Annotated in this window: 17 protein-coding genes; 10 read left to right on the top strand and 7 right to left on the bottom strand. The window is 71.4% G+C overall.

Going from position 1 to position 17,105, the window contains the following annotated elements; genetic code table 11:
- Positions 1–254 precede the first annotated feature (254 nt).
- Complete coding sequence (locus tag ACFVDP_RS42625) at positions 255–1,286, top strand: ATP-binding cassette domain-containing protein (protein ID WP_383502925.1); 1,032 nt, start codon at positions 255–257, stop codon at positions 1,284–1,286.
- Positions 1,283–2,116 carry an ABC transporter permease gene (locus ACFVDP_RS42620; RefSeq protein WP_383502922.1) on the top strand — a complete coding sequence of 278 codons (834 nt, stop codon included), beginning with the start codon at positions 1,283–1,285 and terminating at the stop codon, positions 2,114–2,116. Before ACFVDP_RS42625 ends, ACFVDP_RS42620 begins: the two co-directional genes overlap by 4 nt.
- Before the next feature lie 38 nt (positions 2,117–2,154).
- Here ACFVDP_RS42620 and ACFVDP_RS42615 read toward each other — a convergent pair whose 3' ends face one another.
- Both ACFVDP_RS42615 and ACFVDP_RS42610 read right to left on the bottom strand, forming a co-directional pair.
- Positions 2,155–5,523 carry a BTAD domain-containing putative transcriptional regulator gene (locus ACFVDP_RS42615; RefSeq protein WP_383502919.1) on the bottom strand — a complete coding sequence of 1,123 codons (3,369 nt, stop codon included), beginning with the start codon at positions 5,521–5,523 and terminating at the stop codon, positions 2,155–2,157.
- Between the two features lie 4 nt (positions 5,524–5,527).
- A complete protein-coding gene (locus tag ACFVDP_RS42610) occupies positions 5,528–6,073 on the bottom strand; it encodes a DUF6578 domain-containing protein (RefSeq protein WP_383502916.1) in 546 nt (181 codons plus the stop codon).
- Positions 6,074–6,179: 106 nt separating this feature from the next.
- Between ACFVDP_RS42610 and ACFVDP_RS42605 the strand changes: the two genes are divergently transcribed.
- Positions 6,180–6,980: a site-2 protease family protein gene (locus tag ACFVDP_RS42605; RefSeq protein ID WP_383502913.1), complete on the top strand. Its 801-nt coding sequence runs from the start codon at positions 6,180–6,182 to the stop codon at positions 6,978–6,980.
- A gap of 4 nt (positions 6,981–6,984) precedes the next feature.
- Here the strand turns inward: ACFVDP_RS42605 and ACFVDP_RS42600 are convergent, their stop codons facing one another.
- Together ACFVDP_RS42600 and npdG are read right to left on the bottom strand one after the other, a co-directional pair.
- On the bottom strand, positions 6,985–7,173 hold the full coding sequence (locus ACFVDP_RS42600; protein WP_383502910.1) for a hypothetical protein: 189 nt from the start codon (positions 7,171–7,173) through the stop codon (positions 6,985–6,987).
- Between the two features lie 105 nt (positions 7,174–7,278).
- Positions 7,279–7,995, bottom strand: coding sequence for an NADPH-dependent F420 reductase (gene npdG / locus ACFVDP_RS42595; protein ID WP_383502907.1), 717 nt, complete (start codon positions 7,993–7,995; stop codon positions 7,279–7,281).
- A gap of 99 nt (positions 7,996–8,094) precedes the next feature.
- Between npdG and ACFVDP_RS42590 the strand changes: the two genes are divergently transcribed.
- Positions 8,095–8,706 (top strand): hypothetical protein, encoded by a 612-nt coding sequence (locus tag ACFVDP_RS42590; protein ID WP_383502905.1) that lies wholly within the window; start codon positions 8,095–8,097, stop codon positions 8,704–8,706.
- 126 nt (positions 8,707–8,832) lie between these two features.
- Here the strand turns inward: ACFVDP_RS42590 and ACFVDP_RS42585 are convergent, their stop codons facing one another.
- Positions 8,833–9,066 (bottom strand): hypothetical protein, encoded by a 234-nt coding sequence (locus ACFVDP_RS42585; protein ID WP_383502902.1) that lies wholly within the window; start codon positions 9,064–9,066, stop codon positions 8,833–8,835.
- A gap of 67 nt (positions 9,067–9,133) precedes the next feature.
- Between ACFVDP_RS42585 and map the strand changes: the two genes are divergently transcribed.
- Together map and ACFVDP_RS42575 are read left to right on the top strand one after the other, a co-directional pair.
- On the top strand, positions 9,134–10,000 hold the full coding sequence (gene map, locus ACFVDP_RS42580) for a type I methionyl aminopeptidase (protein WP_383502899.1): 867 nt from the start codon (positions 9,134–9,136) through the stop codon (positions 9,998–10,000).
- Positions 10,001–10,172: 172 nt separating this feature from the next.
- Entirely contained in the window at positions 10,173–10,823 is a 651-nt protein-coding gene (locus ACFVDP_RS42575) for a heme oxygenase (biliverdin-producing) (protein ID WP_383502897.1), read from the top strand.
- 76 nt (positions 10,824–10,899) lie between these two features.
- On the opposite strand, the gene ACFVDP_RS42570 is transcribed toward ACFVDP_RS42575, so the two are convergent.
- Positions 10,900–11,541 (bottom strand): PhzF family phenazine biosynthesis protein, encoded by a 642-nt coding sequence (locus ACFVDP_RS42570; protein WP_383502894.1) that lies wholly within the window; start codon positions 11,539–11,541, stop codon positions 10,900–10,902.
- Positions 11,542–11,766: 225 nt separating this feature from the next.
- Here ACFVDP_RS42570 and efeO point away from each other — a divergent pair, with 225 nt between their 5' ends.
- From efeO to ACFVDP_RS42550, 4 genes are read left to right on the top strand one after another with little or no spacing between them, the layout of a single operon-like run.
- On the top strand, positions 11,767–12,918 hold the full coding sequence (gene efeO / locus ACFVDP_RS42565) for an iron uptake system protein EfeO (RefSeq protein WP_383502891.1): 1,152 nt from the start codon (positions 11,767–11,769) through the stop codon (positions 12,916–12,918).
- Between the two features lie 28 nt (positions 12,919–12,946).
- Complete coding sequence (gene efeB / locus ACFVDP_RS42560) at positions 12,947–14,245, top strand: iron uptake transporter deferrochelatase/peroxidase subunit (RefSeq protein ID WP_383502888.1); 1,299 nt, start codon at positions 12,947–12,949, stop codon at positions 14,243–14,245.
- A gap of 3 nt (positions 14,246–14,248) precedes the next feature.
- Positions 14,249–15,094 carry an iron uptake transporter permease EfeU gene (efeU, locus tag ACFVDP_RS42555; RefSeq protein WP_383502885.1) on the top strand — a complete coding sequence of 282 codons (846 nt, stop codon included), beginning with the start codon at positions 14,249–14,251 and terminating at the stop codon, positions 15,092–15,094.
- A 48-nt stretch (positions 15,095–15,142) separates the two neighbouring features.
- A complete protein-coding gene (locus tag ACFVDP_RS42550) occupies positions 15,143–16,138 on the top strand; it encodes a hypothetical protein (RefSeq protein ID WP_383502883.1) in 996 nt (331 codons plus the stop codon).
- Positions 16,139–16,226: 88 nt separating this feature from the next.
- On the opposite strand, the gene ACFVDP_RS42545 is transcribed toward ACFVDP_RS42550, so the two are convergent.
- Positions 16,227–16,943 carry a bifunctional DNA primase/polymerase gene (locus tag ACFVDP_RS42545; RefSeq protein WP_383502880.1) on the bottom strand — a complete coding sequence of 239 codons (717 nt, stop codon included), beginning with the start codon at positions 16,941–16,943 and terminating at the stop codon, positions 16,227–16,229.
- Positions 16,944–17,105: the final 162 nt, after the last annotated feature.

Genomic DNA, 17,105 nt, shown 5'->3' with positions numbered 1-17,105 from the left:
TTGTAGGAGGTTCTCGTCGTCGGCGGCTGACTGCCCGTGGGCGGTGATCACCGCCCACGGGCAGTCAGCCGCCGACGACGAGAACCTCCTACAAGAAGACCCGCACGCGACAACGGATTCGCACGGGTGGCTGCGGGTGGGTACCGATCGCCCGGCCGGAGGCCGAGGCGTCTGTAGTCGACCTGTCGGCGATATATCGGGCCCTGTCGGTCGGCTGTCGGTGGATTGTCGGTGGGGGGTGACACCTTGAGGGCATGACGCGAAACGACAAGACCGCAGACGGCGGCCTCCAGGGCCGCCCGGTGGCCGTGTCCGTACGGGGACTGGCCAAGCACTACGGCGAGACCAAGGCCCTGGACGGCGTGGACCTGGACGTGCACGAGGGCACCGTGATGGGTGTCCTCGGGCCGAACGGCGCCGGCAAGACCACCCTCGTACGATGCCTGTCCACCCTCATCACTCCCGACGCCGGCACGGCCATGGTCGCCGGGTACGACGCGGTGAAGCAGCCCCGGCAGCTGCGCCGCGTGATCGGCCTCACCGGCCAGTACGCCTCGGTCGACGAGAAGCTCTCCGGCCGGGAGAACCTGTACATGATCGGGCGCCTGCTCGACCTGTCCAAGAAGGAGGCGCGGGCCCGGGCCGACAGCCTGCTGGAGCGGTTCTCGCTGACCGACGCCGCCACCCGCCCCGCGAAGACCTACTCCGGCGGTATGCGCCGCCGCCTCGACCTCGCGGCGTCGATGATCGGCCGCCCGCACGTCCTGTACCTGGACGAGCCGACGACCGGCCTCGACCCCCGTACGCGTAACGAGGTGTGGGCCGAGGTCAAGAGCATGGTCCGCGAGGGCGTCACCGTCCTGCTGACCACGCAGTACATGGAGGAGGCCGAGCAGCTGGCCTCCGAGCTGACCGTCATCGACCGCGGCAAGGTGATCGCCGAGGGCGGCATCGAGGAGCTGAAGGCGAAGGTCGGCGGCCGCACCCTGCGCATCCGCCCGGCCGACGCGCTGGAGCTGCGCCCCCTCGCCCACGCCCTGGACGACCTGGGCATCACCGGTATCGCCACGACCACCGTGGACGCCGAGTCCGGCACGGTCCTGGTCCCGATCCTCAGCGACGAGCAGCTGACGGCCGTCGTCGGCGCGGTCACCGCGCGCGGCATCACCATCGGCTCCATCGCCACCGAACTGCCCAGCCTGGACGAGGTGTTCCTCTCCATCACCGGCCAGAAGGCCTCCGCCCCGCAGGACGCCCGGCCCGAACTCGCGGAGGTCGCCGTATGAGTACCGTCACCCTGAACCCCACGGCGCCCACCATCAAGGTCGACGCCGACCCCAAGATCGGCCTGCGCGGCCATCTGCGCCACACCGGCGCGCTGATCCGCCGCAATCTGCTGTGGATCAAGCAGGACCCGGAGTCGATGTTCGACGCCGTCCTGATGCCGATCGTCTTCACCCTGCTCTTCGTGTACGTCTTCGGCGGCTCCATCGGCTCCGCGATGGGCGGCGGCCAGGACGCGTACGTCCAGTACGTGATCCCGGGCATGGTCGCCATGATGTCGATGAACATCGCGCAGGGCGTCGGCACCGGCTTCAACGAGGACTTCCAGAAGGGCATCATGGACCGCTTCCGGTCCCTGCCCATCGGCCGCGGCTCGGTGCTGATCGCCAAGGTCTTCGTGGAGTTGCTGCGCCTGCTGTGCGCCACCACGGTCCTGATGATCGTCGCGGTGCTCGTCGGCTTCGACATCTCCAACTGGGCCGGTCTGTTCGGAGCCATCGGTCTGACCGCGCTGTTCGGCTCGTCCCTGATGTGGATCTTCCTGGTGCTCGGTGTGACCATGAAGAGCGCGCAGGCCGTGCAGGCCATGGGCTTCCTGGTGATGATGCCGCTGCAGTTCGGCTCGTCCATCTTCGCGCCGACCCAGTCCATGCCGGGCTGGCTCCAGTCCTTCACGAGCTGGAACCCGATCTCGGCGCTGGCCGACACCTGCCGCGCCCTGATGACCGGCGGCCCGATCGCCCACGACCTGTGGGTGACCCTCGGCTGGACGGCGGCGCTGACCGCGGTCATGGCGCCGGTCGCGATCCGCAAGTTCACCACCAAGAGCTGAGCACGGCTCCCGGCGGGCACGTACAGCGCGTCAGACAGTCAGTCGGTCGGTTCGCGTCGCACCTGGGCGGTGGCCTCCTCCACGGAGAGGCCGCCGCCTTCGGCGTACTCCCGTGCGTACAGCTCGTCGCCGAGCGTCTCGCGTGCGCCGCGCTCGGCCCGCTCCCGCCACTCGCCCTCCATCACGTTGCGCACGTGACCGGGCGGCAGCGAGGCGTCCGAGGCGCCGATCAGCCGGGCGGCCGTCGCCGCGTCGCCCGTACCGCCGCGCAGCGCCAGGGCGTTCGCCGCGGTGAGCAGATGCAGCGCCGCCATGTGCGGTTCGAGCATCGCCGCCAGTGGGTCGTCGGCGACGGCGAGGGCCTCCAGGGACTTCTCCAGCGCGTGGTCCGCGTTGCCCTCTATCGCGTCGAGCATCGCTTCGAGGCCGAGCAGGATGGCGCGGAAGAAGAGCACCTCGGCGACCTTGAACTCGGCGCGCAGATGCGCGAGAAGCTCGCGTGCCTCCTCGGTGCGGCCCGTCGAGGCGAGCCGGGTGACCAGGAACATCCGGGCCGCGGGCCAGGCCTCGTTGTGGAACTTGCGGGCCGGGTCGAGGGTGTCGCGCAGCATCTGCTCGCCGCGCTCCCCGTCGCCCTGCTCGATGAGGACGTTGCCGAGCCGTACCGACAGGATCGCGACCTGGGCGTGGGCGCCCAGCTCCTCGGCGGCCTCCTGGGCCCGGACGAAGTCGGCCGCGGCGGCGTCGAACCGGCCCAGCCTCTCGTGCGCCTCGCCGCGCACCGACAGCGCCTCGGTCATCCCCCACTCGTCGCCGAGCCGGGTGAACAGGGCCAGCGACTCGTCGGCGTCGGCGAGCCCGGCCTCGGCGCTCTGGACGCGGTTGGCGCGCAGGTTGGCGCGCAGGTGGAGCACGTGCGCGAGTTCCCACTCGTAGCCGAGGGCGCGGCAGGTGCGGACCGTCTCGTCGCTCAGCTCCTCCATCCGCTCGCCCTGGCCCGACATCAGGACGGCGAAGTACCAGAGGTGTCCCGGTGGACGGCAGGACTGCGGCAGGTCGGGGCGGAGGCTGTCGACGATCGTGCGCAGCCTGGCCTGTCCCTCGTCGCCCTGCCAGACCTCCAGCTCCATGTCCATGTAGCCGAGCCGGGTCAGGTGCACCTCGCGGCGGGCCTGGTCGAGGAGGTCGCCGGTGAGCGGCGGCGGGACGTCGACGGGGCGCTGGTAGAGCGGCGGGGCGGGGCGCGCGTCCGGGCCGAACGGGTCGGGGCCCAGCGCCGCCGCCTCCATGGTCCAGGTACGGGCGTCGGTGCGCAGGTCGCGCATCATCCAGAACCAGAGCAGGGAGAGCACCAGGCTGAGCATCTCCTGCTCGTCGCGGGCCGCGGCGGCGCGGCGCAGGGCGGTGCGCAGGTTCTCGTACTCGCGCTCGATCCGGGCGATGGCCGCGCGCTGGCCCGCGCCGCGCAGCAACGGGTCGGTGGTGCGGGCGAGTTCGCGGTAGTACGTGAGGTGGGCGCGTTCGGCGGCGGCGCGGTCCTCGGCCTCGTCGAGCCGGTCGCCCGCGTACTCGGCGACGGTCTCCAGGAGGCGGTAGCGCATCTCGCCGCTGTCGTCGGGGGCGGCGACCACGAGGGACTTGTCGACGAGGGAGGACAGCACGTCCATCGCCTCGGGTCCGCAGACCGTCTCGGCGGCGGTGAGGTCGCAGCCGCCGCTGAAGACGGAGAGCCGGGCGAGGACGGCCCGTTCGGGTGCGTCGAGCAGGTCCCAGGACCAGTCGACGACGGCGCGCAGGGTCTGCTGGCGGGGCAGGGCGGTGCGGGCGCCGGAGGTCAGCAGCCGGAAGCGGTCGTCGAGGCGGTCGGCGATCTGGCGCGGGGTGAGCATCCGCAGCCGGGCCGCGGCGAGTTCGATGGCGAGCGGGAGGCCGTCGAGGCGGCGGCAGATCTCGGTGACGGCCGCCGTGGTCTGCGGCGACTGGTCGACGGTGAATCCGGGGCGCACGGTGGCGCCGCGCTCGCCGAACAGGCGCAGCGCGTACGGCTGCGGCAGCGGTTCGACGGGGTGGAGGACCTCGCCGGGCACGCCGAGGGGTTCGCGGCTGGTGGCGAGCACCGTCAGGTCCGGGCAGCGGGCCAGGAGGTGCTCGGCGAGGGCGGCGGCGGCCTCGATGACGTGCTCGCAGTTGTCGAGCACGACGATCATGCGGCGGTCTGCGCAGTGTTCGACGAGGCGGACCAGCGGGTCGTCGCCCTGGCGTTCACCGGCGACGCGCAGTTCCTCGGCGCCGGCGCCGCGCAGCACGGTCTCGCGGGCGCCGAGCGCGCTGACGACGGCCTCGGGGACGGCGTCGGGGTCGCTGACCGGGGCCAGTTCGGCGAGCCAGACGCCGTCCGGGGCGATGGTCTCGGCGAGGCCCTCCGCGGCTTCCTGGGAGAGGCGGGTCTTGCCTGCTCCGCCGGGGCCGAGCAGGGTCAGCAGGCGGGTGCGGGTGAGGTCCTCGCGGATGGCGTCTATGTCGGTCTTGCGGCCCACGAAGGAGGTGAGGCGGGCGCGGAGGTTGCCCGGGGGGCGGGGCTGGGCCGGGGTCTGTGCCGGGGCGTCTGCCGCCTGGAGCGCTTGCCCCGCGTCGGGGTGCCGCCTTGCCCACCCTGCCGCCCCTGGCGGCAGATTGCCCAAGGCTGGGTCGGAGTCCAGCAAGTCCCCGTGCAGGGATCTCAGTTCGGGGCCCGGGTCCGTGCCCAGGGTGTCGGCCAGGGTGCGGCGTATGTCGTCGTACGCGGCGAGGGCCTCGGCCGCGCGGCCCGCGTCGCGCAGGGCGCGCAGGCGCAGTGCCTGCAACGGTTCGTCCAGCGGGTGCGCGTCGCACAGGGCGGTCAGCTCGGGCAGCGTCTCCTCGGCCCGGCCCAGGGCGAGCAGCGCGGCGAGCCGGGTGCGGCGGGCGTCCAGCCGGCGGGTGTCCCAGCGGGCGCTCTCGCCGACGCGGTCCGGGAGGTCGGCGAGGACGGGCCCGTGCCACAGCGCGAGGGCCTCGTCGAGCAGTTCGGCGGCCTTGGCCGGGTCGCCGTCGGCGAGGCGGCGGGCGCCGTCGGCGGTGAGCCGCTCGAAGCGGAACAGGTCGATGTCGTCCGCCCCGGCCGCGAGCCGGTAGCCGCCCTCGTCGGAGGCGACGGCCGCCGCGCCGAGCACCCGGCGCAGCCGTCCCACCAGTGCCTGGAGGGCGGCCTGCGCGTCGGCGGGCGGCTCGTCGCCCCACACCTCGTCGACGAGGGCGGTCACCGGCACGGTCCGCCCCGGTCTCAGGGCGAGCACGGTGAGCAGGGCACGCAGCCGCGCCCCGCCGACGGGGACGGCAGTGCCGTCGTCGCGGAGTGCCCGGGTGGTGCCGAGAAGGGAAAAGCGCACCGGCCTATTGTCCCCGCCCGCGCGCGGACGGGCCGCCGGGCCCGCCCAAAGCGTCGAGGACGACCAGGGCGCCGTCGTCCCTGCGGGCCGGGTCGTCGCCCGTGAACCACTTCGGGCAGGCGTCCACCGGTCGCAGCCACCGCTCCCCCGGCACCGGGACGTAGGTCGTGCCGCCGGGCGTCTCGGGCGCGTATCCGCGGGTCAGGATGCGGACCGATACGACCCGGCCGACCGCCTCCGGCCACTGCCCGGTGTGCCGCTCCACACTCAGCAGCCCGGTCACGGAGAGCCGCCCCGGCGGCGTGCCCAGCGAGGCGTGCGGAGCCACGTCGAGCCCGCCCTCGGCGCGCACCACGTCCCACCGGTCGCCCTCGTCGTCCTCGACGACCCGGACCGGCCCCTCGACGACGCTCAGCGGCCACTCCTCCGCCGCGTCCAGCCGGTCCGCCGGCGTGATCATCAGCGGCAGCGACACCTCGTCTCCCACGGAGAACGGGGTGCCGCAGCACTCCATCTGCCAGCTCTCGTACCAAACGGTCCACGACGTCATGTGGTCCAGCCTCTCCGGAACTCCGTCGCCCGCGCGACACGTTTCCCCGGCAGGGCGGGTACGTTCATGCACGCCCCCCGCCACACGACCCGGGAGTCCCACCCTCATGAGCACCGCCACTTCCCGACGCGGCGACAGCAGGATCAGCCCCGTCTTCCTCGGCATCGCCGCGATCACGGCCGTGGCCGGCTGGGCGGTGTGGACGGACTTCGCCTCGCAGCCCGGCTTCGCGGTCTTCCTGTTCGTGACCGGGGCCTGGGTCGTCTCGCTGTGTCTGCACGAGTACGCGCATGCCCGCACCGCCCTGCACAGCGGCGACATCTCGGTCGGCTCGAAGGGCTATCTGACCCTGAACCCGCTGAAGTACACGCACGCGCTGCTCAGCATCGTGCTGCCCGTCCTCTTCGTGATCATGGGCGGCATCGGTCTGCCGGGTGGCGCGGTCTTCATCGAGCGGGGCCGCATCCAGGGCCGCTGGAAGCACAGCCTGATCTCGGCGGCGGGCCCGCTGACGAACGTGCTGTTCGCGATCGTGTGCACCGCCCCGTTCTGGCTGGACCTGCTGGACGGCGTGCCGGACACCTTCCGCTACGCGCTGGCCTTCCTGGCGCTGCTCCAGGTGACGGCGGCGATCCTGAACTTCCTGCCGGTGCCGGGCCTGGACGGCTACGGCGTCATCGAGCCCTGGCTGTCGTACAAGGTGAAGCGGCAGGTGGAGCCGTTCGCGCAGTTCGGCCTGATCGCCGTGTTCGCGCTGCTGTGGATCCCGTCGGTGAACCACGTGTTCTTCGACGTGGTGGACGCGCTGCTGCGCGCGCTCGGGGTGCACGACTGGGACACCTACTGGGGCCAGCGCTTCTACCGCTTCTGGGAGGGCACCCCGGAGATCCCGGTGTTCAGCCAGTAGGAGCTCAGCCGGCGGAGGCGCTCTGCGCCTTCTCGGCCTTGGCCTTGCGGGCGTAGAACCAGGTCATGTTCGACGTGATGCCCGCGATGAGCACCCACACGATCCCGAGGAAACTGCCCTCGACGAAGGACACCACGGCGGCCACGACGGCGAGCAGGCAGACGACGAGAGCGAAGAGTGCGATGCGGGGCATGGGGTCGGCTCCAATACACGGCTGGTGTTCGCCGACCAGTGTCCCCCATGCCCCGCCCGCGCCCGAAGGCGACCCGTACAACCCCTTGTGGGGGTTATCGGGTGGTTATACGTCCGTGACGCGCAGGCCCGCGTGCGCCTTGTAACGGCGGTTGGTGGAGATCAGGTTCGCGACCAGGGACTCCACCTGGTGGGCGTTGCGCAGCCGGCCGGCGAAGACGCCGCGCATGCCGGGGATGCGTGCGGCCAGCGCCTGCACCAGGTCGGTGTCGGCACGGCTCTCGCCGAGCACCATCACGTCGGTGTCGATCTCGTCGACCTCCGGGTCGGCGAGCAGCACGGCGGACAGGTGGTGGAAGGCGGCGGTGACCCGGGAGTCCGGGAGCAGGGCGGCGGCCTGTTCGGCGGCGCTGCCCTCCTCCGGCTTCAGCGCGTACGCGCCCTTCTTGTCGAAGCCGAGCGGGTTGACGCAGTCGACGACGAGCTTGTCCGCGAGGTCCTCGCGGAGCGCTTCGAGGGTGGCCCCGTGCCCGTCCCACGGCACGGCGACGATCACGATGTCGCTGCGCCGCGCGCACTCGGCGTTGTCGGCGCCCTCGATGCCGAGGCCCAGTTCCTCGGCGGCGGCCTGGGCGCGCTCGGCGGCGCGGGAGCCGAGGATCACCTTCTGGCCCGCGCGCGCGAACCGGTAGGCGAGGCCCTTGCCCTGCGGTCCGGTGCCGCCGAGCACGCCGACGACGAGCCCCGACACGTCGGGCAGGTCCCAGGGATCCTTGGCGGGGGCCTTCGGGGCGGTCTGTGCGCTGTCATCACTGGTAGTCATGAACCGACCTTACTCAGAGGTACCGGGCGGCGACCCGTACGGGCGGTCTTGCCGCGAACGTCACATCGGCGCGGAGTACTTGGGGCACCATGCAGCCCCATGGACGCCGTACGAGTAGCCCTGCTGCGCGAGGTGCTCGCCGGCACCGAGTGGCCGGCCGCCACCCGTCGCTTCGCCGGGGCGCTGCGGTCCTCGGTGGGCGCGCACGGTGGCGGGCTGCTGCTGGTCGGCACCGCGGAGTACGAGCCCTGGCATCTGGCCGCGCACCTGGTCGACGAGGCCGCCTGGTCCGGCACGCCCGAGCTGACGCCGACCCTGGTGCGGCACGCCGCGCGGCCCGGCGATCCGGCCCATCTCGCCGTAGGGCTCGGGCGGCTCGCGGCGGCGCGGCGGGGGGAGACGTTGCTGGTGGTGACGCCGGACGTCGTGGGGGCGGGGCTGCTGGAGCGGGTGCACGACGCCCGGCGGGCCGGGGCGACCGTGCTGGCGCTGGACGGGCAGGTCGCGGGCAACACCGATCTGCGGGCGCTGGCGCACGATGCGCTGGCCGTGCCCGGCGGGACGGATCTCGACCTGGACACCGTGCAGCATCTGGTGAGTGCGGCGGCCGGGGAGAACGCGGTGCCTGTGCCTCGGGGGCGGCGGCGGTTCCGTGACCGGTTGTCGAGGCTGGCGGATCACTTGACGGCGCCGCCGCCGGCTCGGTGGTAGTCGGTCGTCCGCGGGTCGCGTCGTGGCTGGTCGCGCAGTTCCCCGCGCCCCTGAAGCGAGCGAAGCTCGCTCTTCAGGGGCGCGGGGAACTGCGCGAGAAGCGGCCACCGGGTCGCACCCGACCGGCTACCCCTTGTCGGCCTCGCCCGAGGCGCTGGAGTCATGCCACTTCGGGTCGGTCTCCCATTCGAGGTTGCGCTCGCGCGCGGTCGCCATGGCGTGCTCGGCCTCGGTGCGGGACGCGTACGGTCCGAACCGGTCCTTGGCGGGGCACTCGGGGCCCTCCTCGACCTTCTGGTGCTCCAGGCAGTAGTACCACTCGCCCGGCTTGCCCACGGTCCGCTTCTTGAACAGGGCCATGTCCGACTCCTCTCCTCGGGACGCTCAGGGCCATGCTCCCCCAGTCCCGCTCGTTACACTCGCTGGCATGTCTGGCCAGTCGCAGTCGTCGCTGCTCGTACCCGGGGAACTCTCCCCCACCCGTCCCGTGCCCGGGAACATCCGGCGCCCCGAGTACGTCGGCAGGCCCGCGCCGACCCCGTACAAGGGCCCGGAGGTGCAGACGCCGGAAACGATCGAGGCGATGCGGACCGCCGGGCGGATCGCGGCGCGGGCGATGGAGGAGGCGGCCAAGGCGATCGCGCCGGGTGTCACCACCGACGAACTGGACCGCATCGCGCACGCGTACATGGTCGACCACGGCGCCTACCCGTCCACGCTCGGCTACCGCGGCTTCCCCAAGTCGCTGTGCACCAGCGTCAACGAGGTCATCTGCCACGGCATCCCGGACTCCACGGTGCTGCGTGACGGCGACATCATCAACCTGGACGTGACCGCGTACATCGGCGGTGTGCACGGTGACAACAACGCCACTTACCTGGTCGGCGACGTGGACGACGAGTCCCGGCTGCTGGTCGAGCGGACCCGCGAGTCGCTGAACCGTGCGATCAAGGCCGTCAAGCCGGGCCGCCAGATCAACATCATCGGCCGGGTCATCGAGTCGTACGCCAAGCGCTTCGGCTACGGAGTCGTGCGTGACTTCACCGGGCACGGCATCAACTCGTCGTTCCACAGCGGCCTGATCATCCCGCACTACGACAGCCCGCACGCCACGACGGTGATCCAGCCCGGCATGACGTTCACGATCGAGCCGATGCTGACGCTCGGCACGCACGACTACGACATGTGGGACGACGGGTGGACCGTCGTCACCAAGGACCGCAAGCGGACCGCTCAGTTCGAGCACACGCTCGTCGTCACGGAGACCGGCACGGAGATCCTCACGCTGCCGTAGCCCCGAGCCGCCCCGCACAGCACAGCCCGTCCCGTTCCGGGGCGGGCTTTCGCGTTGCCGTTCCGCCGTTCGGGAAAGCGGGTACTTTTTTACCGACAGCCAGTCGGGAAAGCCGGAACAGGTGCTATCTTAGGCAAGCCTAACCTAACTAGAACTCTTCGGCGGAGGCCTTATGGACACCCCGTTCTCCACCTTGATCCGCACCGCCTCGCACGAGCAGCACACAGAGGCGGAGACGTCGACCTTCATGAGCGACCTGCTCGGCGGGACGCTCGGCGTGGACGCCTACACGCGGTACACGGAGCAACTGTGGTTCGTCTACCAGGCACTTGAGGACGGCATAGAACACCTCGCGGACGATCCGGTCGCGGGCCCCTTCCTCCGGGCCGAGCTGGCCCGCCTGCCCGAGCTGGCGCGCGATCTCGCCCATCTGCGGGGGCCCGACTGGCGGGAGCGGGTGTCGGCGCTGCCCGCGACCGAGGCGTACGCGGCCCGGATCGCGGAGTGCGTGCGGGAGTGGCCGGCCGGATATGTGGCGCACCACTACACCCGGTACCTGGGCGATCTGTCCGGCGGGCAGATCATCCGCGACAAGGCGGAGAAGACCTGGGGGTTCGCGCGCAAGGGCGACGGGGTGCGGTTCTATGTTTTCGAGGGGGTTCAGAATCCGGCGGCGTTCAAGCGGGCGTACCGCGAGTTGCTCGACGGCATCGCCGTGGATGAGCTTGAGCGGCAGCGGGTGGTCGCCGAGTGCAAGCGGGCGTTTTCTTTGAACACCGGGGTGTTCGCCGCGCTGGGTGAGGAGTTTTCTCGCGCGGCCTGAATGGATCGTGCGGCGGGGTTGCGGGGCTCCGCCCCGGACCCCGCTCCTCAATCGCCGGAGGGGCTCAAAAGTAGGGCTACAAGAGCCTCACCCTTCCGCCCACCTCCACGTAGCCGTCCGGCTGGGGTGCCGTCAGGAGTTGGGAGCCCTTGCCCTGGCGGATGTTGAGGGCCCGGTCCAGCTGGGAAGTGAGGAGGAGGGCCGCGGCGCCCGTCGCCTCGTCCTCCTCGACGCCGTCGCCCCGGCCGGGGAACCCGCGGGCCCGTACCCGGCCCGCCGCCTCGTCCTCCCAGGCCCAGGCGTAGACCCACTCCCCCTCGGGCGGCACCGCGAGCGCGTCCACCTCCGCGGCCGACCCGTACTGGCGCACCGTACGCGGCGGAGCCCACTCCGCGCGGGCCTCGATCCAGGTGAACTCGCCGTCCAGGCGCGCTCCGACGACGCCGGCCGGCACCACCAGCTCGGGCACGTCGAGCAGCCAGGCGGCGCCGACGCACGGGTAGCCGGCGAACGGCAGGCGGGTCGACGGCGTGTAGATGTCGATGACACCGCGCTCGGGGTCGTCGACGAAGACGGTCTCACTGAAGCCCAGTTTCGCCGCGAACGTCTGCCGCTCGTCCGGGTCCGGGATCCGGGAGCCGTCGCGCACGACTCCGAGCGCGTTGCCGTGCCGGCCGTCGGGGCCGCAGAAGACGGACAGGACGTCGTACTCGTTCATGTCGGCAGTGAACCACGAAGCGTCCGACCGCCCAACCAGCGCCGCTTGACCACCTCTTGACCCGTCCCAGGGTCGCCCATGGGTCGCTTGTATCCGCGCCGCGACCAGCGGGTTTTCGTGAGAGGTGAATCACGGCAGAAGCGGGTAGCACTTAGGCAAGCCTCATATAAGTTAGGGCCGCCTTAGTCGAGCTGTGCACTTTCTGTACGCCCCCTTGGAGCCCGCATGCGAGCCGTCCGTTTCTCCGTCACCACCGCCGTCGCCACGGTGGCGGCCCTGACCGTCATCACGGGCTGTACCGAGAAGAGCGACGCCAAGAGCGGCGGTTCCGGCGCGATCGAGGTGACCGCGACCGACGACGGCTGCAAGGTGTCGAAGACGAAGTTCCCGGCCGGGCACGTCGAGTTGGCGGTCGAGAACAAGGGCTCGCGGGTCACCGAGGTGGAGATCCTCTTCCCCGACGACCGCATCGTCTCCGAGCGCGAGAACATCGGCCCCGGCACCAAGCACACGCTGACCGCCGAGGTGAAGAGCGGCGACTACCGCATCGCCTGCATACCCGGCATGAAGGGCAAGGGCCACCGCCAGGACGTGCAGGCCACCGGCGGCAAGGCCGCCAAGCGCGACCCGCGCCTGGACAAGGCCGTCGCCGGCTACCGCCAGTACGTGCAGGAGCAGGCCGACGCGACGCTGCCGAAGGTGAAGGTCTTCACCGACGCCGTCCGCGCGGGCGACCTCGACGCAGCGAAGAAGGCGTACGCCCCCTCGCGCATCGGCTGGGAGCGCACCGAGCCGGTCGCCGAGTCGTTCGGCGACATCGACCCGCTGACGGACACCCGCGCCGACGGCCTCGAAGAGGGCCAGAAGTGGACCGGCTGGCACCGCCTGGAGAAGGCGCTGTGGCAGGACAAGAAGATCGGCGCGGCCGATAAGGCGCTCGCCACGCAGCTCGACAAGGACCTCACCGACTGGCAGCAGCGCGTCGGCAAGGCCGAGATCACCCCCACCTCCATGGCCAACGGCGCCAAGGAACTCCTCGACGAGGTCGCCACCGGCAAGGTCACCGGCGAGGAGGAGCGCTACTCGCACACCGACCTGGTCGACTTCAAGGCCAACGTCGAGGGCGCGGAGAAGGCGTACGAGCTGCTGAAGCCGGTCGCCTCGGAGAACGACGCCGCGCTCACCAAGGACCTCGACAAGCAGTTCGCCGCCCTCGACGCCCTCCTCGACAAGTACCGCACCGACAAGGGCGACACCTCCTCGTACGACTTCATCTCCTACGACAAGGTCGGCAAGGCGGACCAGAAGGAGCTGTCCGACGGCGTCAACGCGCTCGCCGAGCCGCTGTCGAAGCTCGCCGCGGCCGTCGTCAAGTAGCAGCTGAGCAGGAAGCAGGAGCGCCCCGATGACGGACAACTCCCCGGACACCCCAGGCTCCCCGCAGTCCCCGGACTCCCCCGCGCCCTCCCGGCGTGCCCTGCTCGCCGTCGGCGGTGCCGGGCTCGCGCTCGGGGCCGCGGCGGCGGGCGGCGCCGTCGCGCTGACCCGGTCCGACGACGGCGCGGACATGGCGCCCGCCGCCGAGTCGGGCCGGGCGGTCCCCTTCCACGGCGCGCACCAGGCGGGCATCGCCACGGCCGTCCAGGACCGGCTGCACTTCGCCGCGTTCGACGTGAAGACCGACGACCGCGAGGAGTTCGTCCAGCTGCTGAAGGACTGGACGAAGGCCGCCGCCCTGATGACCGAGGGGCGGCCGGTCGGTGAGGGCGCGTACGGCGGGCTCGCCGAGGCGCCGCCGGACGACACCGGCGAGGCGCTCGGCCTCAAGCCGTCCCGGCTCACCCTGACGATCGGCTTCGGGCCCTCCCTCTTCGAGCGGTACGGGAAGGCGTTCGGGATCGCGGACCGGCGGCCCCCGGCCCTGGTCGAGCTGCCGAAGTTCCCCGGCGACAACCTGGAGAAGGCGCGCAGCGGCGGCGATCTGTGCGTCCAGGCCTGCGCCGACGACCCGCAGGTCGCGGTGCACGCGATCCGCAATCTGGCCCGGATCGGCTTCGGCAAGGTCGCCATCCGCTGGTCGCAGCTGGGCTTCGGCAAGACGTCGTCGACGACGCCGGACGCGCAGACCCCGCGTAACCTCATGGGCTTCAAGGACGGCACCCGCAACATCGCGGGCACGGAGACGGCCCGGCTCGACCAGCACGTGTGGGTCACCGACAAGGACGCCGGCTGGATGACGGGCGGCTCCTACCTCGTGGCCCGCCGCATCCGCATGAACATCGAGACCTGGGACCGCACTTCGCTCCAGGAGCAGGAGGACGTCTTCGGCCGGGACAAGGGCGAGGGCGCGCCGGTGGGCAAGGCGAAGGAGCGCGACGAGCCGTTCCTGAAGGCGATGAAGCCGACCGCGCACGTGCGGCTCGCGCACCCCGACTCCAACCACGGGGCGACGATCCTGCGCCGCGGCTACTCGTTCACCGACGGCACGGACGGGCTCGGCCGGCTCGACGCGGGGCTGTTCTTCCTCGCGTACCAGAAGGACGTGCGCCAGGGGTTCATCCCCGTGCAGCGCGGGCTCTCGGCGCACGACGCGCTGAACGAGTACATCCAGCACGTCGGGTCCGCGGTGTTCGCGGTGCCGCCGGGCGTGCGGGACGCGAGTGACTGGTGGGGCCGCGGCCTCTTCGCAGCGAAGGATGTGTGAGGGATGTTCGCGAACTATCTGATCGGGCTGCGCGAGGGCCTGGAGGCCAGCCTCATCGTCTGCATCCTCGTCGCCTACCTGGTGAAGACGGACCGCAGGGACGCGCTGAAGCCGGTGTGGCTGGGCATCGGGGCCGCCGTGCTGCTGGCGCTGGCGTTCGGCGCGGGCCTGGAGTTCGGCTCGCAGGAGATGACGTTCAAGGCGCAGGAGGCGCTCGGCGGCTCGCTGTCGATCATCGCCGTCGGCCTGGTGACGTGGATGGTGTTCTGGATGCGGCGCACCGCCCGGCACCTGAAGTCGGAGCTGCACGGCAAGCTGGACTCGGCGCTGAGCATGGGCACGGCGGCGCTGGTCGTCACCGCGTTCCTGGCGGTGGGCCGAGAGGGTCTGGAGACCTCGCTGTTCGTGTGGACGGCGGTGCACGCCACCAGCAACGGCACGACGGAACCGGTGACCGGCGCGCTGCTCGGCCTCGCCACCGCCGTGGTGCTCGGCTGGCTGTTCTACCGGGGCGCGCTGCGCATCAACCTGGCGAAGTTCTTCACGTGGACCGGTGGCATGCTCGTCGTCGTGGCCGCGGGTGTCCTCGCGTACGGCTTCCACGACTTGCAGGAGGCCGACTTCATCGGCGGTCTCAACACCCTGGCCTTCGACATCAGCGGGACGATCGCGCCCGACGGCTGGCTGGGCACCCTGCTCAAGGGCGTCTTCAACTTCCAGCCCGACCCCACGGTCCTGCAAGTCGTCGTCTGGTGCCTGTACTTGATTCCGACGATGGCGTTCTTCCTCAGCTACTCGGGCGAGCGTTCCGAGAGGGCCGGGGCAGTGGAGGCTTCCTCTTCCCGGTAGGGTTCGGCCCCGTGCAGGGGCAGGGGAGCGAAGGGTGAAGTCAACGTCATGAGCAAGGTCACGAACAGGCTCGGCAGGCCCGCCGCGACGGCGGTGGCGGCGGTGGCGCTGTCCCTCACGGCGAGCGGCTGCGTGACCGTGCACGGGGAGCTGGAGATCGTCCCGACGTCGACGAAGGCCCAGGCCGCGCGCGCTCTGGACACGTTCGTGTCGGCGTACCTCAAGGCCGAGAAGACGTACGACCGCTCGGCCGACGCCCCGTACGTCACCGGGCCGCTCGCCGCGATCGACACGGCGAAGCTGAAGGCGGCGCACAAGCTCAACCCGGACGGCAACAACAACCCCCGGGCGCTGAAGCTCACGGACACGAAGTACACCATCCCCAAGAAGGCGGGCTGGCCGCGCTGGTTCGTCGCCGACTCCGACAACAACCGGTTCCCGGACTACCGCTGGGTCATGGTCTTCACCCGCGACGACGTGAGCGAACCGTGGGCGGTGTCGTACCTGACGCTGTTCCGCGACGGCACGGTGCCGAAGTTCAAGACGGACGCGGACGGTTACGGCGAGGCGGTCTCCGACGACTCGGCCGGGCTCGCGGTGAAGCCGTCGACGCTCAGCAAGAAGTACGCCGACTATCTGGACCCGAAGACCGGCGGCGGCGACGGGTTCGCCGAGGGGGCGTTCACCACGCAGTGGCTCGCCAACCGCAAGAAGAACCTCTCGCGGCCCGGCCTCGCCACGCAGTACATCGACGAGCCGCTCACGTCCGGCGACTACGCGCCCGTCGGGCTGCGCACCACCGACGGCGGGGCGCTCGTCTTCTTCACCACGCGGCGGTACGAGAAGCAGACCGCTTCGCCGGGGAGCGATCTGCCGACGATCAACGCCAGTGTGAAGGCGTTGATGTCGGGGGACGCCAAGCAGGCCGCTACGTATGGGTATGTGTCGAATCAGGCGGCGATCGTCCCCACGAAGGGCTCCGCCGGTTCGGGGGTCGACGTGCTGGCCCGGGTCGAGGGGATCACGTCGGCCGAGGGGTCCTGATCGGGGGCGTCCGCCCCAGTGGGGTTCGTTGCCGGGTGCCGGTTCGTGGGGCTTCTCGCGCAGTTCCCCGCGCCCCTTACGGGGCGCTTTAGGGCCAGGCCGTGGTGAAGTCGGGTTCTGCTCCTGCGTAGCGGGCGCAGGCGTCCGTCAGGGGTTCCAGGAGGGTCAGGGGGTCCGGGAGCGGGTGTTCCGGGCCGCGGAGCCAGCGCACCGACTGGTCGGCGGGGAGGCGGGCCGGCGGGATCAGAACGTAGCTGCCGCGGCAGTGCCAGCGCAGGCCGGGGTGTTCGTCCATCGTCTCGGGGTGGCAGTCCAGCTCGCAGGGCCACCACTCGTCCTCGTCGTCCGGGGTGCCCCGGGTCGCCGTGAAGAAGAGCATGCGGTCGTCGCCGCAGAGCGCGACCGGGCCGACGTCGACACCGGAGGAGAGCAGCCGGTCGAGGGCCTCCTGGCCGGCCTCGGTGGGCACGTCCAGGACGTCGTGGACCATGCCGGTCGCGGTGATGAAGTTGGCCTGGGGCTGATGTCTGGCCCAGCGCTCGATCTGGGCGCGGTCCGTCGTGGACTGGGTCTGCCAGGCGAAGGAGACCGGGTGCCGGCCGGGGGTCGGGCAGCCTATGCGGTTGCACGAACATCGGTAGTCCGAGGGGTACGCGGCCGGGGCCAGCGGAAGTCCGGCGTCGGCGGCCGCCAGCAGCAGCGGCTCGCGGTCGGTGTCGGCCTCCGGCTCCTTGGGGGCCCGGGCGCTCTTCAGCCACTGGGAGATCCGGCCCAGTCCGTACCGTCCGCTCCGCTCCGTGCCCATCTATCTCCTCGTCGTCGCCCTCGTGCCGACCACGGCGGCCTGTGCCGCCGACGGGTACGGGATGAATCCCGGACCAACATGCTCCCACCATCCTGCTCCTCGGGTGGCCACAGTCCACATCCGGGGGTACCGGGGACACCGTCATGAGGTGTCATCACCACC

The sequence above is a fragment of the Streptomyces sp. NPDC057694 genome, assembly GCF_042799415.1.
Classification (GTDB): domain Bacteria; phylum Actinomycetota; class Actinomycetes; order Streptomycetales; family Streptomycetaceae; genus Streptomyces.
This window is presented reverse-complemented; position numbering and strand designations above follow the sequence as displayed.

Bases quoted from the DNA above. Each gene is read 5' to 3' on its own strand.
- ACFVDP_RS42625 (WP_383502925.1), top strand. From the start codon at position 255: ATGACGCGAAACGACAAGACCGCAGACGGCGGCCTCCAGGGCCGCCCG.
- ACFVDP_RS42620 (WP_383502922.1), top strand. From the start codon at position 1,283: ATGAGTACCGTCACCCTGAACCCCACGGCGCCCACCATCAAGGTCGAC.
- ACFVDP_RS42610 (WP_383502916.1), bottom strand. From the start codon at position 6,073: ATGACGTCGTGGACCGTTTGGTACGAGAGCTGGCAGATGGAGTGCTGC.
- ACFVDP_RS42605 (WP_383502913.1), top strand. From the start codon at position 6,180: ATGAGCACCGCCACTTCCCGACGCGGCGACAGCAGGATCAGCCCCGTC.
- ACFVDP_RS42600 (WP_383502910.1), bottom strand. From the start codon at position 7,173: ATGCCCCGCATCGCACTCTTCGCTCTCGTCGTCTGCCTGCTCGCCGTC.
- npdG (WP_383502907.1), bottom strand. From the start codon at position 7,995: ATGACTACCAGTGATGACAGCGCACAGACCGCCCCGAAGGCCCCCGCC.
- ACFVDP_RS42590 (WP_383502905.1), top strand. From the start codon at position 8,095: ATGGACGCCGTACGAGTAGCCCTGCTGCGCGAGGTGCTCGCCGGCACC.
- ACFVDP_RS42585 (WP_383502902.1), bottom strand. From the start codon at position 9,066: ATGGCCCTGTTCAAGAAGCGGACCGTGGGCAAGCCGGGCGAGTGGTAC.
- map (WP_383502899.1), top strand. From the start codon at position 9,134: ATGTCTGGCCAGTCGCAGTCGTCGCTGCTCGTACCCGGGGAACTCTCC.
- ACFVDP_RS42575 (WP_383502897.1), top strand. From the start codon at position 10,173: ATGGACACCCCGTTCTCCACCTTGATCCGCACCGCCTCGCACGAGCAG.
- ACFVDP_RS42570 (WP_383502894.1), bottom strand. From the start codon at position 11,541: ATGAACGAGTACGACGTCCTGTCCGTCTTCTGCGGCCCCGACGGCCGG.
- efeO (WP_383502891.1), top strand. From the start codon at position 11,767: ATGCGAGCCGTCCGTTTCTCCGTCACCACCGCCGTCGCCACGGTGGCG.
- efeB (WP_383502888.1), top strand. From the start codon at position 12,947: ATGACGGACAACTCCCCGGACACCCCAGGCTCCCCGCAGTCCCCGGAC.
- efeU (WP_383502885.1), top strand. From the start codon at position 14,249: ATGTTCGCGAACTATCTGATCGGGCTGCGCGAGGGCCTGGAGGCCAGC.
- ACFVDP_RS42550 (WP_383502883.1), top strand. From the start codon at position 15,143: ATGAGCAAGGTCACGAACAGGCTCGGCAGGCCCGCCGCGACGGCGGTG.
- ACFVDP_RS42545 (WP_383502880.1), bottom strand. From the start codon at position 16,943: ATGGGCACGGAGCGGAGCGGACGGTACGGACTGGGCCGGATCTCCCAG.